Source organism: Geitlerinema sp. PCC 9228, from assembly GCF_001870905.1.
Classification (GTDB): Bacteria; Cyanobacteriota; Cyanobacteriia; order Cyanobacteriales; family PCC-9228; genus PCC-9228.
Window position 1 is genome coordinate 1 of sequence record NZ_LNDC01000093.1, and the last position, 18,279, is coordinate 18,279.

Annotated in this window: 16 protein-coding genes; 8 read left to right on the forward strand and 8 right to left on the reverse strand. The window is 48.9% G+C overall.

The window, feature by feature from the left end:
- Positions 1-130: 130 nt before the first annotated feature.
- Positions 131-1,912, reverse strand: a complete 1,782-nt coding sequence (locus tag AS151_RS07750; RefSeq protein WP_071516475.1) for an N-acetylmuramoyl-L-alanine amidase — start codon at positions 1,910-1,912, stop codon at positions 131-133.
- 188 nt (positions 1,913-2,100) lie between these two features.
- Here AS151_RS07750 and AS151_RS07755 point away from each other — a divergent pair, with 188 nt between their 5' ends.
- The 3 genes from AS151_RS07755 (at position 2,101) to AS151_RS07765 (ending at position 5,006) form a co-directional block, all read left to right on the forward strand.
- Entirely contained in the window at positions 2,101-3,807 is a 1,707-nt protein-coding gene (locus tag AS151_RS07755) for a CTP synthase (RefSeq protein WP_071516476.1), read from the forward strand.
- A gap of 23 nt (positions 3,808-3,830) precedes the next feature.
- Entirely contained in the window at positions 3,831-4,049 is a 219-nt protein-coding gene (locus tag AS151_RS07760; protein ID WP_071516477.1) for a hypothetical protein, read from the forward strand.
- Between the two features lie 90 nt (positions 4,050-4,139).
- On the forward strand, positions 4,140-5,006 hold the full coding sequence (locus AS151_RS07765) for an Rpn family recombination-promoting nuclease/putative transposase (RefSeq protein WP_071516478.1): 867 nt from the start codon (positions 4,140-4,142) through the stop codon (positions 5,004-5,006).
- Positions 5,007-5,022: 16 nt separating this feature from the next.
- Here the strand turns inward: AS151_RS07765 and AS151_RS07770 are convergent, their stop codons facing one another.
- The 7 genes from AS151_RS07770 to AS151_RS07805 all read right to left on the reverse strand — a co-directional run bounded on the left by AS151_RS07770 (position 5,023) and on the right by AS151_RS07805 (position 13,146).
- Entirely contained in the window at positions 5,023-5,805 is a 783-nt protein-coding gene (locus AS151_RS07770) for an ABC transporter permease (RefSeq protein WP_071516479.1), read from the reverse strand.
- A 70-nt stretch (positions 5,806-5,875) separates the two neighbouring features.
- A complete protein-coding gene (locus AS151_RS07775; protein WP_071516496.1) occupies positions 5,876-6,832 on the reverse strand; it encodes an ABC transporter ATP-binding protein in 957 nt (318 codons plus the stop codon).
- Positions 6,833-6,851: 19 nt separating this feature from the next.
- Positions 6,852-7,475 carry a TenA family transcriptional regulator gene (locus AS151_RS07780; RefSeq protein WP_071516480.1) on the reverse strand — a complete coding sequence of 208 codons (624 nt, stop codon included), beginning with the start codon at positions 7,473-7,475 and terminating at the stop codon, positions 6,852-6,854.
- Between the two features lie 93 nt (positions 7,476-7,568).
- Entirely contained in the window at positions 7,569-8,498 is a 930-nt protein-coding gene (locus AS151_RS07785) for an ROK family protein (protein ID WP_211517557.1), read from the reverse strand.
- Positions 8,495-9,367 (reverse strand): ABC transporter permease, encoded by an 873-nt coding sequence (locus AS151_RS07790; RefSeq protein WP_071516481.1) that lies wholly within the window; start codon positions 9,365-9,367, stop codon positions 8,495-8,497. Before AS151_RS07790 ends, AS151_RS07785 begins: the two co-directional genes overlap by 4 nt.
- A gap of 720 nt (positions 9,368-10,087) precedes the next feature.
- The gene (gene ftsH3, locus AS151_RS07795) at positions 10,088-11,929 is read right to left on the reverse strand and encodes an ATP-dependent zinc metalloprotease FtsH3 (protein ID WP_071516482.1); all 1,842 of its coding nucleotides are present in this window, start codon (positions 11,927-11,929) and stop codon (positions 10,088-10,090) included.
- A 362-nt stretch (positions 11,930-12,291) separates the two neighbouring features.
- Complete coding sequence (locus tag AS151_RS07805) at positions 12,292-13,146, reverse strand: aminotransferase class IV (RefSeq protein ID WP_071516484.1); 855 nt, start codon at positions 13,144-13,146, stop codon at positions 12,292-12,294.
- 20 nt (positions 13,147-13,166) lie between these two features.
- On the opposite strand from AS151_RS07805, the gene AS151_RS07810 reads away from it, so the two are divergent.
- The 5 genes from AS151_RS07810 to AS151_RS07825 all read left to right on the forward strand — a co-directional run bounded on the left by AS151_RS07810 (position 13,167) and on the right by AS151_RS07825 (position 18,176).
- Positions 13,167-14,087, forward strand: coding sequence for an alpha/beta hydrolase (locus AS151_RS07810; protein ID WP_071516485.1), 921 nt, complete (start codon positions 13,167-13,169; stop codon positions 14,085-14,087).
- A 554-nt stretch (positions 14,088-14,641) separates the two neighbouring features.
- On the forward strand, positions 14,642-14,782 hold the full coding sequence (locus AS151_RS22025; protein ID WP_170861343.1) for a hypothetical protein: 141 nt from the start codon (positions 14,642-14,644) through the stop codon (positions 14,780-14,782).
- Between the two features lie 275 nt (positions 14,783-15,057).
- The gene (locus AS151_RS07815) at positions 15,058-15,477 is read left to right on the forward strand and encodes a FeoA family protein (protein WP_071516486.1); all 420 of its coding nucleotides are present in this window, start codon (positions 15,058-15,060) and stop codon (positions 15,475-15,477) included.
- A 42-nt stretch (positions 15,478-15,519) separates the two neighbouring features.
- Positions 15,520-17,877: a Fe(2+) transporter permease subunit FeoB gene (gene feoB, locus AS151_RS07820; RefSeq protein ID WP_071516487.1), complete on the forward strand. Its 2,358-nt coding sequence runs from the start codon at positions 15,520-15,522 to the stop codon at positions 17,875-17,877.
- Between the two features lie 32 nt (positions 17,878-17,909).
- Positions 17,910-18,176 carry a FeoC-like transcriptional regulator gene (locus AS151_RS07825; RefSeq protein WP_071516488.1) on the forward strand — a complete coding sequence of 89 codons (267 nt, stop codon included), beginning with the start codon at positions 17,910-17,912 and terminating at the stop codon, positions 18,174-18,176.
- The last annotated feature ends 103 nt before the right edge of the window (positions 18,177-18,279 follow it).

The window sequence follows — 18,279 nt, forward strand, 5'->3', positions numbered from 1 at the left end:
GGGGATGGACTAGTTCATAGCTAATCTATCTAGGCACACCCGATGAAGCGAGAATCTCACGAATTCTATTCGTGAGAGTGTCAACAACTTCCTATCTTCAATAACGCCCATGCGCCCCTTCGGTTGCCCCTTATGGCAATGACTGCCCCACCCAAGTTTCAATTCCCTCTGCTAGGGATACCGCTAGGTTTTCCTGTGCTTGGGGATTGGTAATCCATTCAAATTCAAAGGGGTTGATCGTAAATCCCAATTCCAACAAGACCGTTGGAGCAATGGTGGGGCGGGTGAGAGCTAAATTGTTCCAAAAAACACCGTAGCTGGGTCGTTGCAAGTCGCTGACCAGATGGTCGTGTAAAAATACGGCTAAATCCTGGGCTTGGGGATGGTACCAAAAGGTGCCAATGCCTTGGGTTGCAATGGCGTTACCGTTGTCGGGAAGGGCGTTGTAATGTAAGCTGAAAGCCAGGTGGGGTTGGGTTTGTTGAATTATCTCTACCCGATCGCTGGGATACAGATCTTCATCCCCTTCCCGGGTCATAATGACGGTAGCCCCCCGTTTTTCTAGCTCGTCTCGCAAGAGTTTGGCTACTTTCAGGGTAAGATCTTTTTCCGGATAGCCGGTGGGACCGCGCGCTCCCAGGTCGTTTTCGCTGCCGTGACCGGGGTCTAACAGAATTTTCAATCCGGCAAGGGGTTGAGTGGGGGAAACATCAGGGGGATGCCGTAACGACAGAACCAAGGTGGTGCCTTCGTAGCGAAGTTGGTAGCCCCACTGCTGGTCGGTGGTAAGATGGAAGGTATATTGCACCCGTTCGCTGGTTTCTGCTTGCCAGTCCAACCTTTTCACCAGGGAATTGTTGCTAAAGGCAATGGTATCGGTTTGGGCAGTGGTATGGTACAAAGTGAGGATCAAGCGATCGCTTTGTTGGCGAACTTTCACCGGAACGGGGGCTTGTAAGGGAAAATAAATCTTCGTGCGGTGGTTTTCGGTTTGCGATCGCAGGCTGCGGACGATCGAAGCCACCGGGGTAGGATGGAAAAAAGTCCTCACCTGCTCTGCGTGGATCCAGGCACCGTACTCCAACCGCCACCAGTTGCCTTCTTTGCCAGAAATCGTGGCTTGCGTGCCTTGAGGCAGGGGACTCAGGCGGGAGTAGCTGGTTCCGGGACCCGTTCTTGCCGTACCGGAGTCGGCGGTTACCTCAGCAATTTGAAAGCGATTTTCCGACCAAATTTCTATTTGACCGGCAGCTGTTTGTTTGTGGGTTTGTCCGTCTTGGGTCAGAATATATTCAGGATGCCCCCAATTGCCTGGCTGGGTAAAGCTGGTGCAACCTTGATAGCGGCCGGGAACCGAGTGGGATTGGGGTTGATTTTTCCCTGTGAGGGCGGCAAGATTGGAAGGCAGTTGTACCAGTTGGGGGGTTGGCGATAGCTCCACCACGCGATCGCTAATTTGTACCGTTACCTTAGCATCCACAGGAGCGATCGCGCTAAAGCAAACTCTTTCTCCCGGCTGGCGGGCAATATCCACCGCTGGTGTCAGGGAATTTTCCCCGAAGACGAAACCCGTTGGCTGTGGCGGTACGGTAGACTGGCGAGTTACCTGCAGGCGAATCTGCTGGTCTTGCTGGCGAATCGTAAACGTATTTTCCCCCATCTGCAACGGAAAACTCGGGGCAAAATGACCGTTAGAGCTGCGCACTTCAATTTTTTCACCATTGACGTAGACCGGCGCATCTGGCGAAGATGTACCAATCAAAAAAATTTGTTCGGCCGTGGTTTGATGTTCTGGCGGTGGATAAACGACCTTGAGGGATGCCTCCCCAGCCAACACCGCTGGGATCCGAACCGCCGCTAGGACTAAACTACCGACAACATTGGCGAAAAAATGGGAACGGATAGCGCACATATCTTAAACCAACAACCAACTACATTCATCCCGAAGAGAAAAGTCTACAGGATGGCAACTGCTCGACTAACTTGGAAAAATAGCCAATTCAAAATCAATATAGTATGGCACAATGATCGGGGTATATCAACACCAACCGGTCGTTATTGCAATTTTGACGTAGGGGTTCAGGTATCGGTTAAAAGGCTATGACTAAGTTTATTTTTGTAACAGGTGGCGTGGTTTCTAGCATTGGCAAAGGGATTGTTGCCGCTGGTCTGGGGCGTTTGCTGAAATCGCGGGACTATTCCGTATCGATTTTAAAGCTAGACCCCTACATTAACGTAGACCCAGGCACGCTCAGTCCTTTTCAACACGGAGAAGTTTTTGTCACCCAGGATGGGGCAGAAACCGACTTGGATTTGGGACACTACGAACGCTTCACCGACACGCACATGTCTCGCCTCAATAGCGTGACCACCGGTTCCATTTACCAAGCCGTTCTCAATCGCGAACGTCGGGGAGACTATCAAGGCTGCACGGTACAGGTAATCCCTCATATTACCACAGAAATCAAAGAACGCATCCACCGCGTGGCGAAAAATACCAATCCAGACGTGGTGATTACAGAAATTGGCGGTACAGTCGGCGATATCGAGTCGTTACCGTTTTTGGAAGCCATTCGCCAGTTTCGCAAAGATGTGGGACGCGGAAATGTCCTGTACATGCATGTAACCCTGGTTCCCTGGATCGCTTCTGCCGGGGAAATGAAGACCAAACCCACCCAGCATTCGGTAAAAGAATTGCGCTCTATCGGTATTCAACCGGATATTTTAATCTGTCGCTGCGATCGCCCGCTACAACCGGGGATTAAAGAGAAACTCTCGGAATTTTGCGACGTTCCCGTAGAATCAGTGATTCCAGCGCCGGATGCCAAAAGCATTTACGAAGCTCCCCTATTGCTGGAAAAAGAAGGTCTTGCCAATCAAGTGTTGTCGCTGCTGCATCTAGAACATCGTTCCCCAGAACTCAGCCAGTGGCAAATATTGGTGGATAGCCTATACCATCCCACCCACCGAGTGGAAATTGCCATTATCGGCAAGTACGTTCGTTTGAGCGATGCCTACTTGTCAGTGATGGAAGCTTTGCGCCATGCTGGTATTTCCATGAAATGCGACGTGAATATCCGTTGGGTGAACTCGGAAGATTTGGAAGCTTGCGAGGATCCAGCTACCTATTTAGAAGGAATTCAAGGCGCGATCGTACCCGGTGGATTTGGGACGCGCGGCATCGATGGTAAGATTAAAGCAGTCCAATACATCCGCGAACAGGGGATTCCCTTTTTAGGCTTGTGTTTGGGCATGCAATGTGCGGTCATTGAATGGGCGCGCAATCAGGCTGGGTTGTCTAACGCTCACAGTGCCGAGTTTAATGCCGAAACCGAGCATGCGGTGATTAACTTGCTGCCAGAACAGCAGGATGTGGTGGATCTGGGGGGAACCATGCGCCTGGGGTTGTATCCTTCGCGATTGCTACCCAATACGTTAGTATACGAACTATACCAGCAAAAAGAAGTGGTATACGAACGCCATCGCCATCGGTACGAGTTTAACAACGCTTACCGCAATTTGTTTGTGGAGTCTGGCTACCGCATCAGCGGCACTTCCCCCGATGGTCGTTTGGTAGAAGCCATCGAATTGCCTTCCCATCCTTTCTTTATTGCCACTCAATTCCACCCGGAATTCGAGTCGCGACCAAGCATGCCCCATCCATTATTCCAAGGTTTGATTCAATCAGCGATCGCGCGTGGCGGTCAATCTTCCTCCGCGACATCTGCAACCGAACCCAGTTTGGAGACCACCTCCGAATCCCTCCAGTCAACTTCACCACTACATTCAACCTTGGAAGTTTCCTAACTTCTGGGAATTGAGGAGGTGTCGTGACCAACTGGATCAAAATTAACTACGAACGAGACAAGCAAGTCTACGTGATCGATCTGGATCGCATTTGTGCCTTCTCTCTCTCTTGGAATGGCAGACTAACTATTTATTTAAATAATAGCGACACCCACCTCACTATTACCATGCAAAGCGATCCAGAAGCCTACGAACAAATCGTAAATTATATAAAGGAGAAAACTGGGTACACATTGCCCTAGATTGACTTTTGGTATGTCCCTTGTAGGGTGAGTTATTGCTCGCCCTCAATCGGTTTTATTTTCTTTTTGAAAATAGAAAATACCACATACATGAGAACCGACCATTTATTTTATCAGTTATTTCAGCAATTCCCCGAAAGCTTCTTTGAAATGATTGGTTCAGCCAACCAGGTAGAAAACTATCGCTTCGACGCCATCGAAGTCAAAGAAGCCGCCTTTCGCATGGATGGTGCCTTTCTCCCCAAAGACAACGCCATCGACTCTCCCATCTACTTTATCGAAGTTCAATTTAAAAAAGACCTAGAAATTTATGCGCGTCTGTTTTCGGAAATCTTTATCTTCCTCAGACGCCATCATCCCCAACAACGATGGCAAGCAGTCGTCATCTATCCCAGCCGCAGCCAAGACTTTACCCACAGGGAAGCACAACCCTATGCTCCCATGCTCAACTCTAACCTGGTACAGCGAATTTATCTCAACGAACTAGAAATTCCCAGCAATAGCTCTTTGGGCTTAGAAATTGTAAAATTGATGGTAGAGAAAGACACGCAAGTGCCACCAACAGTTTCGCGGTTGGTCAATCGCGTGCAAACGGAAGCCACCAATCAGTTAGAGAAGCAAAAAATTATCGAGTTCATAGAAACGGTGGTTTTGTACAAATTACCCAATTTAAGCAAGGAGGAACTAGCAGCCATGTTTGCTACCGACGATTTGAGAAAAACGCGCTTTGCTCAAGAAATGAAAGAGGAAGGGATAGCCGAAGGTAAAGCAGAAGGGATAGCCGAAGGCAAAGCAGAAGGGATAGCGCAAGGAAGTTTGGCGGCACAGAAAAAGATGATTTTGAAATTATTCAACCGCGACTTCCCAGTTGAAGAGATTGCGGAATTGGTGGATTTAAGCGTAGAACAAGTCCAGCAAATGATCGCACAGCAGTCCCAAAATAACGAATCGAGTTAAGTAAAGATGGAGTTGTTTAATCAATCAACCTGGGATAAATCTTCTTGGCGGCGGCAACCACTAGCAGAAACATCCAGAAAAGCAGCCAAAGCAAAGCCATCAGCCACCAACGAGGTACTCCCAAAGGCCAGCGTAGCAAATCGATTAATGCCGCTAACGGTAAAATGCTGGCAATGGTTTCGATGGTGGAAGGTAACGTTTCCCTGGGAAAATAGGTACCGCACAAAGTGAACATAGGAATGATAAATAAGAAAATGGGAACGTTAATTTGGTCCACCGTACGTACTGTTCCTGCTGTCAGCAAGCCAAAAGCGGCAAAAGTGAGTCCTCCCAAAATAATAATAGGAATTGATAGCAGCAAATGCCAAACTTGATAAAGTCCTAGTAGAATAGCAATAACTCCCGTTAGGGTACCGGCAATAACCCCTTTGGTAGCTGCCCAAAACCACTCTCCCAAAAAAACTTCGGAGAAACTCAAAGGGGCAGTCAGTAAGGCTTGCCAGTTCTTTTGATAGCTCAACCGGATATAACTGCCATAAGCAGCTTCAAAAAAAGATTGAAACAAAAGCGCAATTCCCATCATACCAGGGGCAATGAATTCCCGGTAGGAAATGGTTTCTCCGGTATAAGTAACTTCCCCTACCAGGGGAGTCAAACCATATCCAAAGGCAACTAAATATACCAGCGGTTCCGATAGAGGCGCTAGAAAATTCACCAGCCACGTTTTCTGGTAAACTTTGGCATGGCGACGCCATACGGAATAGATTCCCCACAAAGTAACGGTACTTAGGCGTTTCATAGGTTGGAAGTCCCAGCCATAGCAGATGTGGAAGCTGACACCTATTGTAAAGTTTTTGCTAGCGATCGCGCTATAGTTCGGTTCCCGTCAGTTTGAGGAAAACATCGTCTAAATTGGCATTGCGGCGGCGAATGGCAGTGGATTGTAGCTGGTGTAGCTTCTCCCACAACAGTTCGGGTTGAGTAGCTGGCAAAGCAATCAGGTAGCTGCTGCCAAAAGTACGCATCCAGACTTGGTGTTCTTTGGCGAGTTGCCGCAATGGTTCGCCGTCAATTCCCTCAATTTCCACCATTTCCGTTCCCACCGTACGTTTGATGAGTGCCGTTGGCGTTCCTTCGTCGATGACCTGCCCTTGCTGTAACAAAAGTAAGCGATCGCACAGCCTTTGCGCTTCTTCCATATAGTGTGTCGTCAGCAAAATACCGCAACCACCTTGTTTTAACTGGACAATCAACTGCCAAAAATCCTGACGCGCATCTGGGTCCAATCCCGTAGTCGGTTCGTCCAAAAACACCACCTGCGGGTGATTGAGCAACGCCCTCGCCAATACCAAACGCCGTTTCATCCCCCCAGACAGCTCGTCAATTTTGGCATCTTTGCGGTTTTGTAAGTTCACTTGTGCCAGCACTTCCCCTGCTCGTTTGGTCGCCTCCTTCCCCACAATCCGATAGTAACGAGCAAAATTCACCAAATTTTCCCAAACCGTAAAATCCGGGTCGAGATTATCATCCTGGGTAACAATCCCCATACAAGCACGAGCTTGTTTTCCTTGGGTTTGAATATGATAGGAACCAAATCGAGCAAAACCACGGCTGGGAACCACGCGACCGTACAGCATCCCCACAATCGTCGTTTTGCCAGCACCATTCGGTCCCAAAAGTCCCAACACTTCCCCAGGATAGAGGGTAAAATTCACCCCCTGCACCACTGCCATGGGACCGTAAAACTTCCACAAATCGTAGGCAGTAAGTTCTGCACCCTGGTTTTTACTGACTTGGCGATTTTCATCGACAGAAAGATTGGCCATAAACATACCCAAACAGAACTTATTCGGTTTTATAAGCCATTTGCCAGAAATCTTTTTCTAATTCCGCAATTTTCAAAAAAGCATCTTCCGCCTGTTGCTGCACTTGGGGCGTAGCGTTTTCCAAAGCCGCATCCGCTTGTTTTCCCAAAAGTTGCACGTATTCAGAAAATTGGGAATTCCCCCAACGTTCGGCAAATTCCAAATAAGGCGCAGCCATTTTCCCTGGTAGCTGCCAAGCTTGATTGTAAGCGATTTCAATTGCCCACAACGCTACGGCTTGCACCGGATAGGGAGCATTTGCCAAACCAGCCATATACTCTCCGTAGGCTTGACAGGCAGCTTGTTTGGGAACATCCAAACTCAACTGGCGTTCCTTTGCTTTGGTTTGAAACCATTGCAGTTCGTCTTTGATGGCATGCAACCCTCCTAGCAAAACATCAAAATGTTCCACAGGTGCCGATGCCAATCCTTGTGCCAGAAATCGAGTAAATTCAATAACAAACAAATAGTCTTGGACCAGCCAGGTATTGAACTGTTCCGGTTTGATGGTTCCCGCCGAACAGTTGTCGAGGAAAGGATGGGAAATGGCGGCTTTCCATTTTTGTGGGTATTTATCTAGCAGTTGTTGGCAAGTTAAAGACATAGAAAAGAATTTCAGAACGAACAGAAATGGTTCAAGGGCAGCCTACTCGATCGCCGTGCCAAAATAAAGTGTGCAAACGTACGGATTTTGTTATTATCTCATGTCTGAGGGGCGATTTGCTATTTGTTGCCAAGCCAATTTGGCTGCCCCCACCATGCCGGCGTCATTTCCCAATTTGGCTATGAGAATTTGCAGGTTTTCCCTCGAAGGCGGTACCACCCGTCGCTGAATTTCCGCTTCTACTGAGGGCAAGAAAAATTCGGCACTGGCGCCAATACCCCCTCCTAGGATAACGGCTTCTGGTGCCAAAACGTAAATCAAATTTGCCAGTCCTGCCCCTAGCATATGTCCGTAATGCTGCCAAAATGCGATCGCTTGGGAATTGCCTTTGGCAGCCAATCTAGATAAGGTTTCCGGTTCCATGCCAGTTTCCCGTCGAATGGCAGCGGTACAAACGTGTTGTTCCAAAGACCCTTGGTTACCGCTTTTACAGTCAGGACCGTATAAATTGATGGTTATCAATCCCAACTCGCCAGCGGTTCCCTGATGTCCCACAAACAGTTGGCCATCTAAGATAATGGCACCGCCAACCCCCGTTCCCAAGGTTAGCATAATGAGATGGCGCAGGTGGTGACCGGCACCCAGCCAAGCTTCCCCCAATCCGGCACAGTTGGCATCGTTGGCGACTACAACTGGCAGTTGGGTTTTGGCTTCTAGCAAATCCGCTAGGGGAACATGGTTCCATTCGGCGAGGTTGATGGCATATCTGGCTATTCTACCTTCAGCGTCGGCTGGTCCTGGGGTACCGATACCAATGGCGATACTATTAGAATTCGGGTCAATTTGCGCGATCGCTTTGGCCATGGCATCAACCACCGCTTTGGGGTAGGCAGGTTGCGGCGTATTGATGCTGTGGCTGGCGTCGCAGGTACCATCTTGACGGAATTTCCCCAATTTTATCTTGGTACCGCCCACATCAATGCCGATAACGGATGGGTTGCTGGTTGTTGGTTGTTCGCTCACGATGGTTCCCCAAACAAACGGTTCAATCCTTCTCCCAACATGGATAAGCCAACCACCATCAGCGTCATGGCAAAACCGGGAAATAGGTTGGTCCACCAGACGCCAGTGGGTAAAGCGGGTAAGGCTTGACGCAAATCGTGACCCCATTCCGGTACTTCTGCCGGCAACCCCAATCCCAGAAATCCCAACCCGCCTAACACCAGAATGGCATCGGCGGCGTTGAGTGTAAATAAAACGGGAACGCTTTGGATAACGTTGAGTAGGAGGTAGCGAGATAAAACGGTCCAACGGCTGGCACCCATGGCTTGTGCGGCTTCTACGAATAGTTCGGTTTTGACGCTGACGGTTTGGTTGCGTACCACTCGGTAGTATTGCGGAATGTAAGAAATGCTTAATGCGATCGCGGCATTAAACACTCCTTTGCCGACGACAAATGCTAGCGTAATCGAAAGCAGCAATCCCGGCAGGGTATAGATGGTATCCATAAAAAATAGCAGGATTTTATCCAATCTGCCACCCAAGTAACCGCTAATTAAGCCGAGGGGAACCCCGGTTCCCATACTGAGAAATGTGGCTAGAATCACTACTTGCAAGGCTACTTGCGAACCGTAGAGGGTGCGGGAAAATACATCGTGACCCAAACGGTCGGTACCAAACCAATGCTGCCAGCTAGGGGGTTGTTGGGTTTGGTTGTCTAGGAAGGTGGTGGGGTCTTGTAGCAGACCGATGGCTTCAAACAGCGGCGCAAAAAGTGCGATCGCGACAAATGTTAATGTAATGGCTAACCCCACCACCATCATTTTTTGGTCGAGGCTGGCGTTTTGTGCGGCTTGGTACCAATGGGAAAGGCGGAATTTACTGACTGCCATGAACGTTGCTTGCCGGTGGGCTATTCTCGCCTATTGTATTATGCTTTGGTGGCGTTGCGATCGCGCGGCGTACGTAGCAAGTTTCCAGGCTCCATGAAATATTATCCAAATCTGACTTGAAATAGGCGTTTCAAAGTTATGTCATTTCTGAAAAATAATGATTGTCTAAAATTTCCCAATTTCCCTATCATACCAAATCCACTATATCAAAATTCCTATAAATGCTAGAAATCGTAGTAGGGTGGGCAATGCCCACCTACAAGCGTATCTAGGCTAAAATAGTGGGGAACTGAATAGCTAGATTGTTTCCAAAATAGAAACTTTAGCGATCGCTTTACCNAATAGATACCCTACGACAAAAACTACTATATCAAAATTCCTATAAATGCTAGAAATCGTAGGGTGGGCAGGGCACACCCTACAAGCGTATCTAGGCTAAAATAGTGGGGAACTGAATAGCTAGATTGTTTTCAAAATAGAAACTTTAGCGATCGCTTTACCTACCAAATTAAAATAGATACCCTACGACAAAAACTACTATATCAAAATTCCTATAAATGCTAGAAATCGTAGGGTGGGCAGGGCACACCCTACAAAAACTACGCCAATCATTTCTTGCATTTTTTTAAGAAATCCTGGTTTCAAAAAATCGGAGGCACCAGCCAACTGGCAACCTCCGACCATCGAGAACTCAGCTTTACGGAAAGATGCAGCTACAGCCTAGACCATAGCAGCCATCTTCACTTCATTGCTATCGAGAATTTCTTGCAACTCCTCGGCGTCTACCGTTTCTTTGTCAATGAGCTTCTGAGCAATGGTATCGAGAATATGCTGGTTGTTCACCAACACATCTCGGGCGCGACGGTAAGCCAACTCCACCAAGTTGCGAACTTCGTCGTCAACCGCAGAAGCCGTTTCTTCCGAATAGTTGCGTTCGGAAGCAATATCGCGACCCAGGAACATGCCACCTTGCTGGCGACCTAAAGCCACAGGACCAAGACGTTCGCTCATACCGAAGCGGGTGACCATTTGCTGTGCAACCCGTGCCACCTGTTGCAGGTCGTTGGAAGCACCAGTCGTCACCTCGTCGTTGCCAAAGATGATTTCTTCAGCCACGCGACCGCCGAGCGCTACAGCCATTTGATTTTCCAAATAGGAACGGCTGTACAGTCCCGAATCCATGCGTTCTTCACTCGGCGTAAACCAAGTCAGACCGCCAGCAGCTCCCCGGGGGATGATGCTGATTTTCTGAACTGGGTCGTAATCCGGCATCAGCGCACCAACCAAGGCGTGACCGGCTTCGTGATAAGCCACCAAGGCTTTGCGTTTTTCGCTCATCACCCGGTCTTTCTTCTCCGGACCTGCCAACACGCGATCGATCGCGTCGTTAATTTCGTCCATGGAGATTTCGGTTAGGTTGCGCCGTGCTGCCAAAATGGCTGCTTCGTTGAGCAAGTTAGCCAAATCGGCACCGGTGAACCCGGGGGTACGACGGGCAATTTTTTCCAGATCCACGTCGGGTGCCAAGCTCTTACCGCGCGCGTGGACATCCAGAATTTGCCGGCGTCCTTCGTAGTCGGGACTATCCACAACCACCTGACGGTCGAAACGACCGGGACGCATCAAAGCGGAATCCAATACGTCGGGGCGGTTGGTAGCAGCAATAATGATAATACCAGTATTGCCTTCAAAGCCGTCCATTTCCGTGAGCAACTGGTTGAGGGTTTGTTCCCGTTCGTCGTTGCCGCCACCCAAGCCAGCACCACGCTGACGTCCTACCGCGTCAATTTCGTCGATGAAGACGATGCAGGGAGCGTTTTGTTTGGCTTGTTCAAACAGGTCGCGGACGCGGGAAGCACCCACACCCACAAACATTTCTACGAATTCAGAACCGGAAATGCTGAAGAAGGGAACGCCAGCTTCGCCAGCCACGGCTTTTGCCATTAGGGTTTTACCGGTTCCCGGAGGACCGACCAGCAAAACCCCTTTGGGAATTTTGGCACCGATGGCGGTGAAACGATCGGCGTTTTTCAAGAAGTCAACAACTTCGGTCAGTTCTAGTTTGGCTTGGTCGATACCGGCTACGTCGTTAAAGGAGACGTTGGTTTGGGGTTCCATTTGCACTTTGGCTTTGGATTTGCCAAAGTTCATGGCTTGCGAACCCGGTCCCCCTTGTGCTCTACGCAGCAAGAAGAGCAAGCCAACGAGCAAGAGGATGGGGAAGAAGAAGCTACTGAGCGCGCGCAGCCAGAAACCATCGTTGCTCTGCGGTTGGACTTTGACGTCCAGATCGTGCTGGGTCAGGGTTTCGATTAGCTGCGGATCGTCGGGGAGGTACACTTTCCGTTTTTCCCCTTGTGGGTTGGTAAAGGTCGCTTCCGAGCGATCGGAGCTAATGCTAACACTTCCTTCTATACGGTCGTTCTCTACAGCTTGAATAAATTTACTGTATTTCCACCGTTGTGGTTCTTGCGGTTGGTCTTCAAAGAATGCGGTGAGCAGAGCAATGACGACGATTGCTAGCAGTGCGTACAGTCCCGCGTTTTTCCAGCGTTTACTCACTGGGCAAATCCTCCTTTACTATATAGCGCCAAGCTAGCAGGTGTTTGCAGCCAGCTTACTTGTGCCTGCAATGAGCGTTGGGGCGCTTTTTGTTTATCCGTTCCGATAAATGGACCCAAACTGGGAACTAGGGTAGCAAACCCCGTTCTTAGTTTGATTTTATCTTCCTGCTGGGGCTGGAGGTATGGTTTTCCTCTAGCTAGCAGGCTTGCACGAGCGAACGACCCGCAGATATCTGGTCTGCAAGCAGCCAGACACAAGGTTGTTGGTTGTACAGGATGTGACGGTCTGGGTTGGTGTTCCCAGCCATCCCACGCTGCTACCATCCATGATTTTGCTATGTAAACTAATATTAACTTATTTCAGGATTGTGTGGCATCCCCTTGGTGGGCGATCGCTGCGGGATGGTGTTTCCAGAAAGCCTGCAACTCCCGAACCACCTCAATTTTGGGAAAATAGCGAGTTTGACCATCGCTGTCGGTAATTTGGCGAATGGGCACTACTTCCACGACGCTGTTGCTATAAGCGATCGCAGATAGTTGCTGCACCAACTCCGGTGTAAAGGGACTTTCTGCCACCATTATACGCCGCTTTTTTAGCCATTGCAGCAGTTGAGCGCGGGCAATTCCCGGCAAAATCTCCCCCGTTGCTGGCGGCGTTACCCAGCATCCCTCCATCCATCCCCACAAATTCCCCGTACTGGTTTCCAGCCAGTTGCCCTGGCTATCGGTTAAAATGGCTTCCTGAGCTGCCACGCTACCAGCTTGCTGTTTGGCCTGCCAAGCGGGCAAATAATTTCCTGTTTTATGGGCAGGATACCAACGGCGAAATTCCGCACCATCTGCCACCCAAGCGTTAATTCCTTCTTGCTGCCACTGTGTTACATTAACAGGCAGGGGGCGTCCGAAAATCAATTCGCGACCGTCGGGAAAAATTGTTACCCGCAATACCGCCGCGCGATCGCAGTGGACTTGCAATCCCGCTTCTACCCGCGACCAATCCGGTTGCTGCCATCCCAATGTTGCCAAACTTTTTTGCAAGCGATCGCGATGGGCTTGCCAATGGGTCAAAGGATGTTCCCAAGAGCTGTTATAAATCCGTAACGTGGTAAATACTGTCGCCCCATACAACCAACCGGGGTCAGTAATCTCTATTTCTAAATAACGCCCCTCATGCCAAGCGCCATCGTACCAGAAACCCGTTTTTTCTCCTGCCATAAGCCATCCTGAGGTGTTTTATGTTCGTTCCACCAGGATTTCAGCAACAATCTACCACCACATCTTTAGGAGAAGTGGTATATTATACACCAAAATCGTCTTGGTGGCTACCCGATGCCTCCGGCGATGCCGAAAACGCCACCTCCGAGACATCTCCCTTTCCACCTTTGGTCTTTTTACACGGATTTGGCGGCGGGTCTTCCGCTTACGAATGGTCGAAAGTCTATCCCGCCTTTGCCGGCGAATACAATACCATCGCTCCCGATTTAATTGGTTGGGGACGTTCTGCCCATCCAGCCAGAAACTATCAAATTGAAGACTACGTTAGCACGATTTGCGAGTTTATCGAAGCGGTTTGTACACCGCCAGTTCCCGTCGTTGCTTCTTCTTTGACAGCAGCTTTTACCATTCGTGCTGCCGTTGAACGTCCGGACCTATTCCAAAAATTAATTCTCACCACCGCTGCCGGTTTGTCCGATTTTGGCGAACGATACACCCAAAGTTTCTTTACCCAGCTGGTCAATACCCCGATTGTAGACCGCGCTGTTTACAATTTGGGCGTTGCTAACGAACTCGGCATTCGTAGTTTTCTCGAACAGCGACAGTTTGCTCGTTCGGAACGAATTTTTGACGAAATTGTCCAAGCCTACTTGGAATCTGCCAAGCAACCCAATGCGGAATATGCAGCTCTTTCCTTTGTTCGCGGTGATTTGTGCTTCGATTTGTCGGAATATATCCCACAGCTTACCGTACCTACGGCTATCCTTTGGGGCAAACAATCTCAGTTCACCGGTCCGGAGATTGGTCGCCGTCTGGCAGCGTTGAATCCGGAGACGGTGAAGTTCTTTGTGGAACTCAAGGATGCTGGCTTGACGCCGCAGTTGGAATTGCCAGCGGTTACTATTGCTTGGATTCGCAAGTTTTTGCAGGTGTTGTTGTAGGAGATTTGGAGAAGGGGAAGAGGAGAGGGGGGAAGTTTTTTTTTGAATTCTTTCATTTCTATTAAGTTATTTTGGTATATTGGTTTCTTGTGGTAAAAGTCGTAGCTGGCGCGATCGCTAGTTCCATGCTATCGGCAAGAGGCGAACGATTCCCTGCCGCCACAAACTAGGGTTGGTCGATTGGTTGGCTGTCTAGAGTATTTATACCTAATGACCTTTGCTGGGTTTGCCACCTGCGGCTGGTTGGGGGATGGAAAGTATATATTTTGTCAGGACAGTCCATGGATTCCTTGCTTGCCAATCGGTGGGTTTTGAGGAGTTTGGTGTATTTTTTGACCGGCGCTTTCCTACCCCAATTGCCAGCAAAAACTGCCAGAAAAAATTCAATATTTAAGAAAATTTTAATTTAAAAAGTACAATTTTTATCAATTGTCCGCCGGGAAATTCTTGTATCACCAATATAGAAAAATTGATGTCATCTAGTTGGCAGTTCCCTGGTGGCAAAAAGGGAAAATTATTGAGAATGCAATTCAACTGTTGCTAGAGAGTGTTGTTTGCCAGGCATTCCGGTAGAAGCATCCTGCCATCTGCCATTCTGTGGCGGTGGGATGGTTGCCTTAGTCCGTTCCTCCCCCTCCCGCTGCTTTGGTTCCGAAAGTGCCGAGATGCCGGGATTGGCATTGGTATGGGGCTAGACAAGGATGTAAAAAAATGTAACAATGTAGTTAGAAACTTTTCTCAACAAGGTCACCTGCGGTATAAGTAAATAAAGAACAAACCACCAGGCAGTAATGGAGGAACAGTTAAACAATTTTCTAGTTGTATTAGTTGCACAAAATGCATTTCTGCCCGGCTGTAGGCAAAACCATCTTTTGATAGCAAACTTAGGCTCTTGCTATCCGTCTAGCTAGGTAACCGTACGGTAGGAAAATTTTTCCGCCAAAAATTCCCAAAAAAAGGAGAACAATCTATGTTTGGTATTCGCAAACGCGCTCGTCGTAGCTGTAAAGCAGCTAGCAAACAACAAGAACATCAAGGTCAGGGTCAAGGTCGCGGCTGGGAAGGCTTTACCTATTTTGGTGTCGCCGAAAATCATGCCACGCCAGACACCAACAGCAATGCCAGCGAAACGAAGCCGGTATCATCCGCTGAAAAATCCTATCCGTTAGCTATGGCAGAACCGGGAGAGCGGGTGGTTGTAGTTGGTTTTCGCAGCGGCGAACGAGCTGCCCATCGTCTGACCAGCATGGGATTGGCAATTGGCAAACACGTGGAAACCATCGGTCACACCCCTAGCGGTTCTACCATTGTTGCCATTGATGACAATCGCATTGGTTTGGGGGCTGGCATGGCTCATAAAGTCATGGTCTCGAAGGCAAACGAGGCTTAGAGGTATTAATTTCAACGCGATCGCTTTTAGGAGGAGGAGAGAATGCATCAGAAAACCATTGCCCTGGTAGGCAATCCCAATAGCGGTAAAAGTACTTTGTTCAACCAGCTAACCGGTTCCAATCAGTGGGTCGGTAACTGGCCGGGGGTAACCGTGGAACGCAAGGAAGGGGTTTATCAAACCGGAGATGATGAAATTACCGTGGTAGACCTACCGGGGGTATATTCTCTGGATGCAGAAGATGAAGATTCTGGGTTGGATGAGGCTATTGCGCGGGATTACCTGCTATCGGGAGAAGCCGATTTGGTGGTGAATATCGTCGATGCGGCGAATCTGGAGCGCAATTTCTATTTAACCACCCAGATTATGGAAATGCGGCTGCCCATGGTGGTGGCTTTAAATAAAACGGATTTGGCGCAGGAACGGCAAATTGACATCAACCGCCAGATGTTAATGGAACGGTTGGGATGTCCGATTGTGCCGGTGGCGGCAGCGCGCAATCGGGGAATAGATGAGTTGCGGGCTTCGATCGCGCGATCGCTAGCAGAACCCACCATTCCCCACGGCTACGTGGCGTATCCCCCAGTTATGGAAGATGCGATCGCGTCATTGGTAGATAAAATTCAAGCCTCTCCAGAACCAAACCAAGGCAAAGAACTGCCTGTGGACCCCCGTTGGCTAGCAGTCAAAATCTTAGAATCGGAAAACAGTCCGGCTTCCCAATTATTTTCTGCCCAGCAACTGGCAGCCTGGGAAGACACCATCAAATCTAGCCGCTCAAAAATTTACCAAGTTCTTGAAGAAGACCTGGATATTGTGGTGGCAGACAGTCGCTACGGCTTTGTGCGTCAAGTGAGCCAAGGCGCTGTCAAACGCAAAAACAAAATTAGTACCACCCGTTCCGACCAAATTGACCGCATCGTTCTCAATCGCTGGTTGGGCATCCCCATTTTTATGGTGGTCATGTATTTAATGTTCCTCTTTACCATCAATGTGGGTGGTGCTTTTATTGATTTCTTCGATATTTTTACCGGTACCATCTTTGTTGACGGATTTGGACACTTGCTCGGTAACTGGGGAATGCCGGAATGGGCGATCGCTTTGTTAGCCGATGGCATTGGCGGTGGGATTCAAACCGTAGCCACCTTCATTCCCCCCATTGGATTTCTGTTTCTATTTTTATCCATCTTAGAAGATTCCGGCTATATGGCACGAGCCGCCTTTGTTATGGACCGGTTGATGCGGTTTTTGGGATTGCCCGGAAAATCGTTCGTTCCCCTACTCATTGGATTTGGCTGTAACGTACCAGCCATTATGGCAACCCGTACTTTAGAAAACAAGCGCGATCGCTTATTAACCATTGCCATCAATCCATTCATGTCTTGCGGCGCGCGTTTGCCGGTCTATGCCTTATTTGCCACCGCTTTTTTCCCCATTGCCGGGCAAAATATTGTCTTTGCCTTATATCTGCTAGGCATTGCTGCAGCTGTGTTAACGGGAATCATCCTCAAAAATACGCTGCTGCCGGGTAAGGTCACCCCCTTTGCCATGGAATTGCCTTCCTATCAGATTCCCAGACTTAAAGGGATTTTGGTGCGTACCTGGGACCGATTGCAAGGATTTCTACTGGGAGCTGGTAAAATTATCATTATCATGGTCACCATCTTGAGCCTGTTAGGTTCGGTGGGTACAGATGGTTCTTTTGGCAATCAAAACACGCAAAATTCTGTATTGAGCAACATTGGACGTACCATCACGCCAGCATTTTCTCCCATGGGTATTGAATCCGATAACTGGCCGGCTACGGTAGGCGTTTTCTCCGGTTTGTTTGCTAAGGAAGCAGTAGTGGGTACGTTAGATTCTCTGTACAGCAATATCGATAAGGAAGCAGCAGCTGCTACAGAAGAAGAAAGCTTTGACTTCTGGGGAAATATCCAAGCTTCCTTTGCCACCATTCCCGCCAACCTATCCGAACTTCCTTCAGCATTCACCGATCCGTTGGGATTAACCATGGTAGATGTGAAAGACCCGGAAACCGCAGCGGAAATGCAAGGGATTTCCACCGGTACTTTTGGGGCTATGGTTGCACGCTTTGACGGAAAAGTGGGAGCCTTTGCCTATATGTTATTCATCTTGCTGTATTTTCCCTGCGTGGCAGCTTTGGGAGCAATTTACCGCGAAGCCAATTTGGGATGGATGCTGTTTTCCGCCGGTTGGACCACTGGTTTGGCTTACTGGGGTTCGGTATTTTATTACCAAGCTGCTACTCTATCGCAACACGCTTCTTCTTCTATCGCTTGGATAGTCGGATTGCTGCTATCTTTAGTCGCTGTTGTCGGCATTTTGAAATTATTGGGACCAACGGGTGTTAGCAACCGCCGCTATGCGGAGTTCCAATAGCTTATTGACGAACGATTGAATTGAGGAATTTTATGATTGTACAAGACGTTCAGATGTATTTGCAGAACCAAAAAAGAGCTTCTATCGAACAAATTGCCATTCACTTTGACATGAGCGAAGATGCTTTGCGAGGTATTCTCCGGCGTTTGGTACGCAAAGGTCGCGTTCGCTGTTTGGGTTCTGCTTGCGCGTGTCACGGTTGCAGCAGTTGTTCCCCCGGCAAGCTAGAAATTTACGAATGGGGAGAATCTGCCAAAAGCAATTTAGCAGCCCCTACCGCTGGGCATTGCTGCAACTGATTTGGGAATCATAACAAACAGGAGGGGGAGGAGTGGGAGGAGTGGGAGGAGTGGGAGGAGTGGGAGGAGTGGGAGGAGTGGGAGGAGTGGGAGGAGTGGGAGG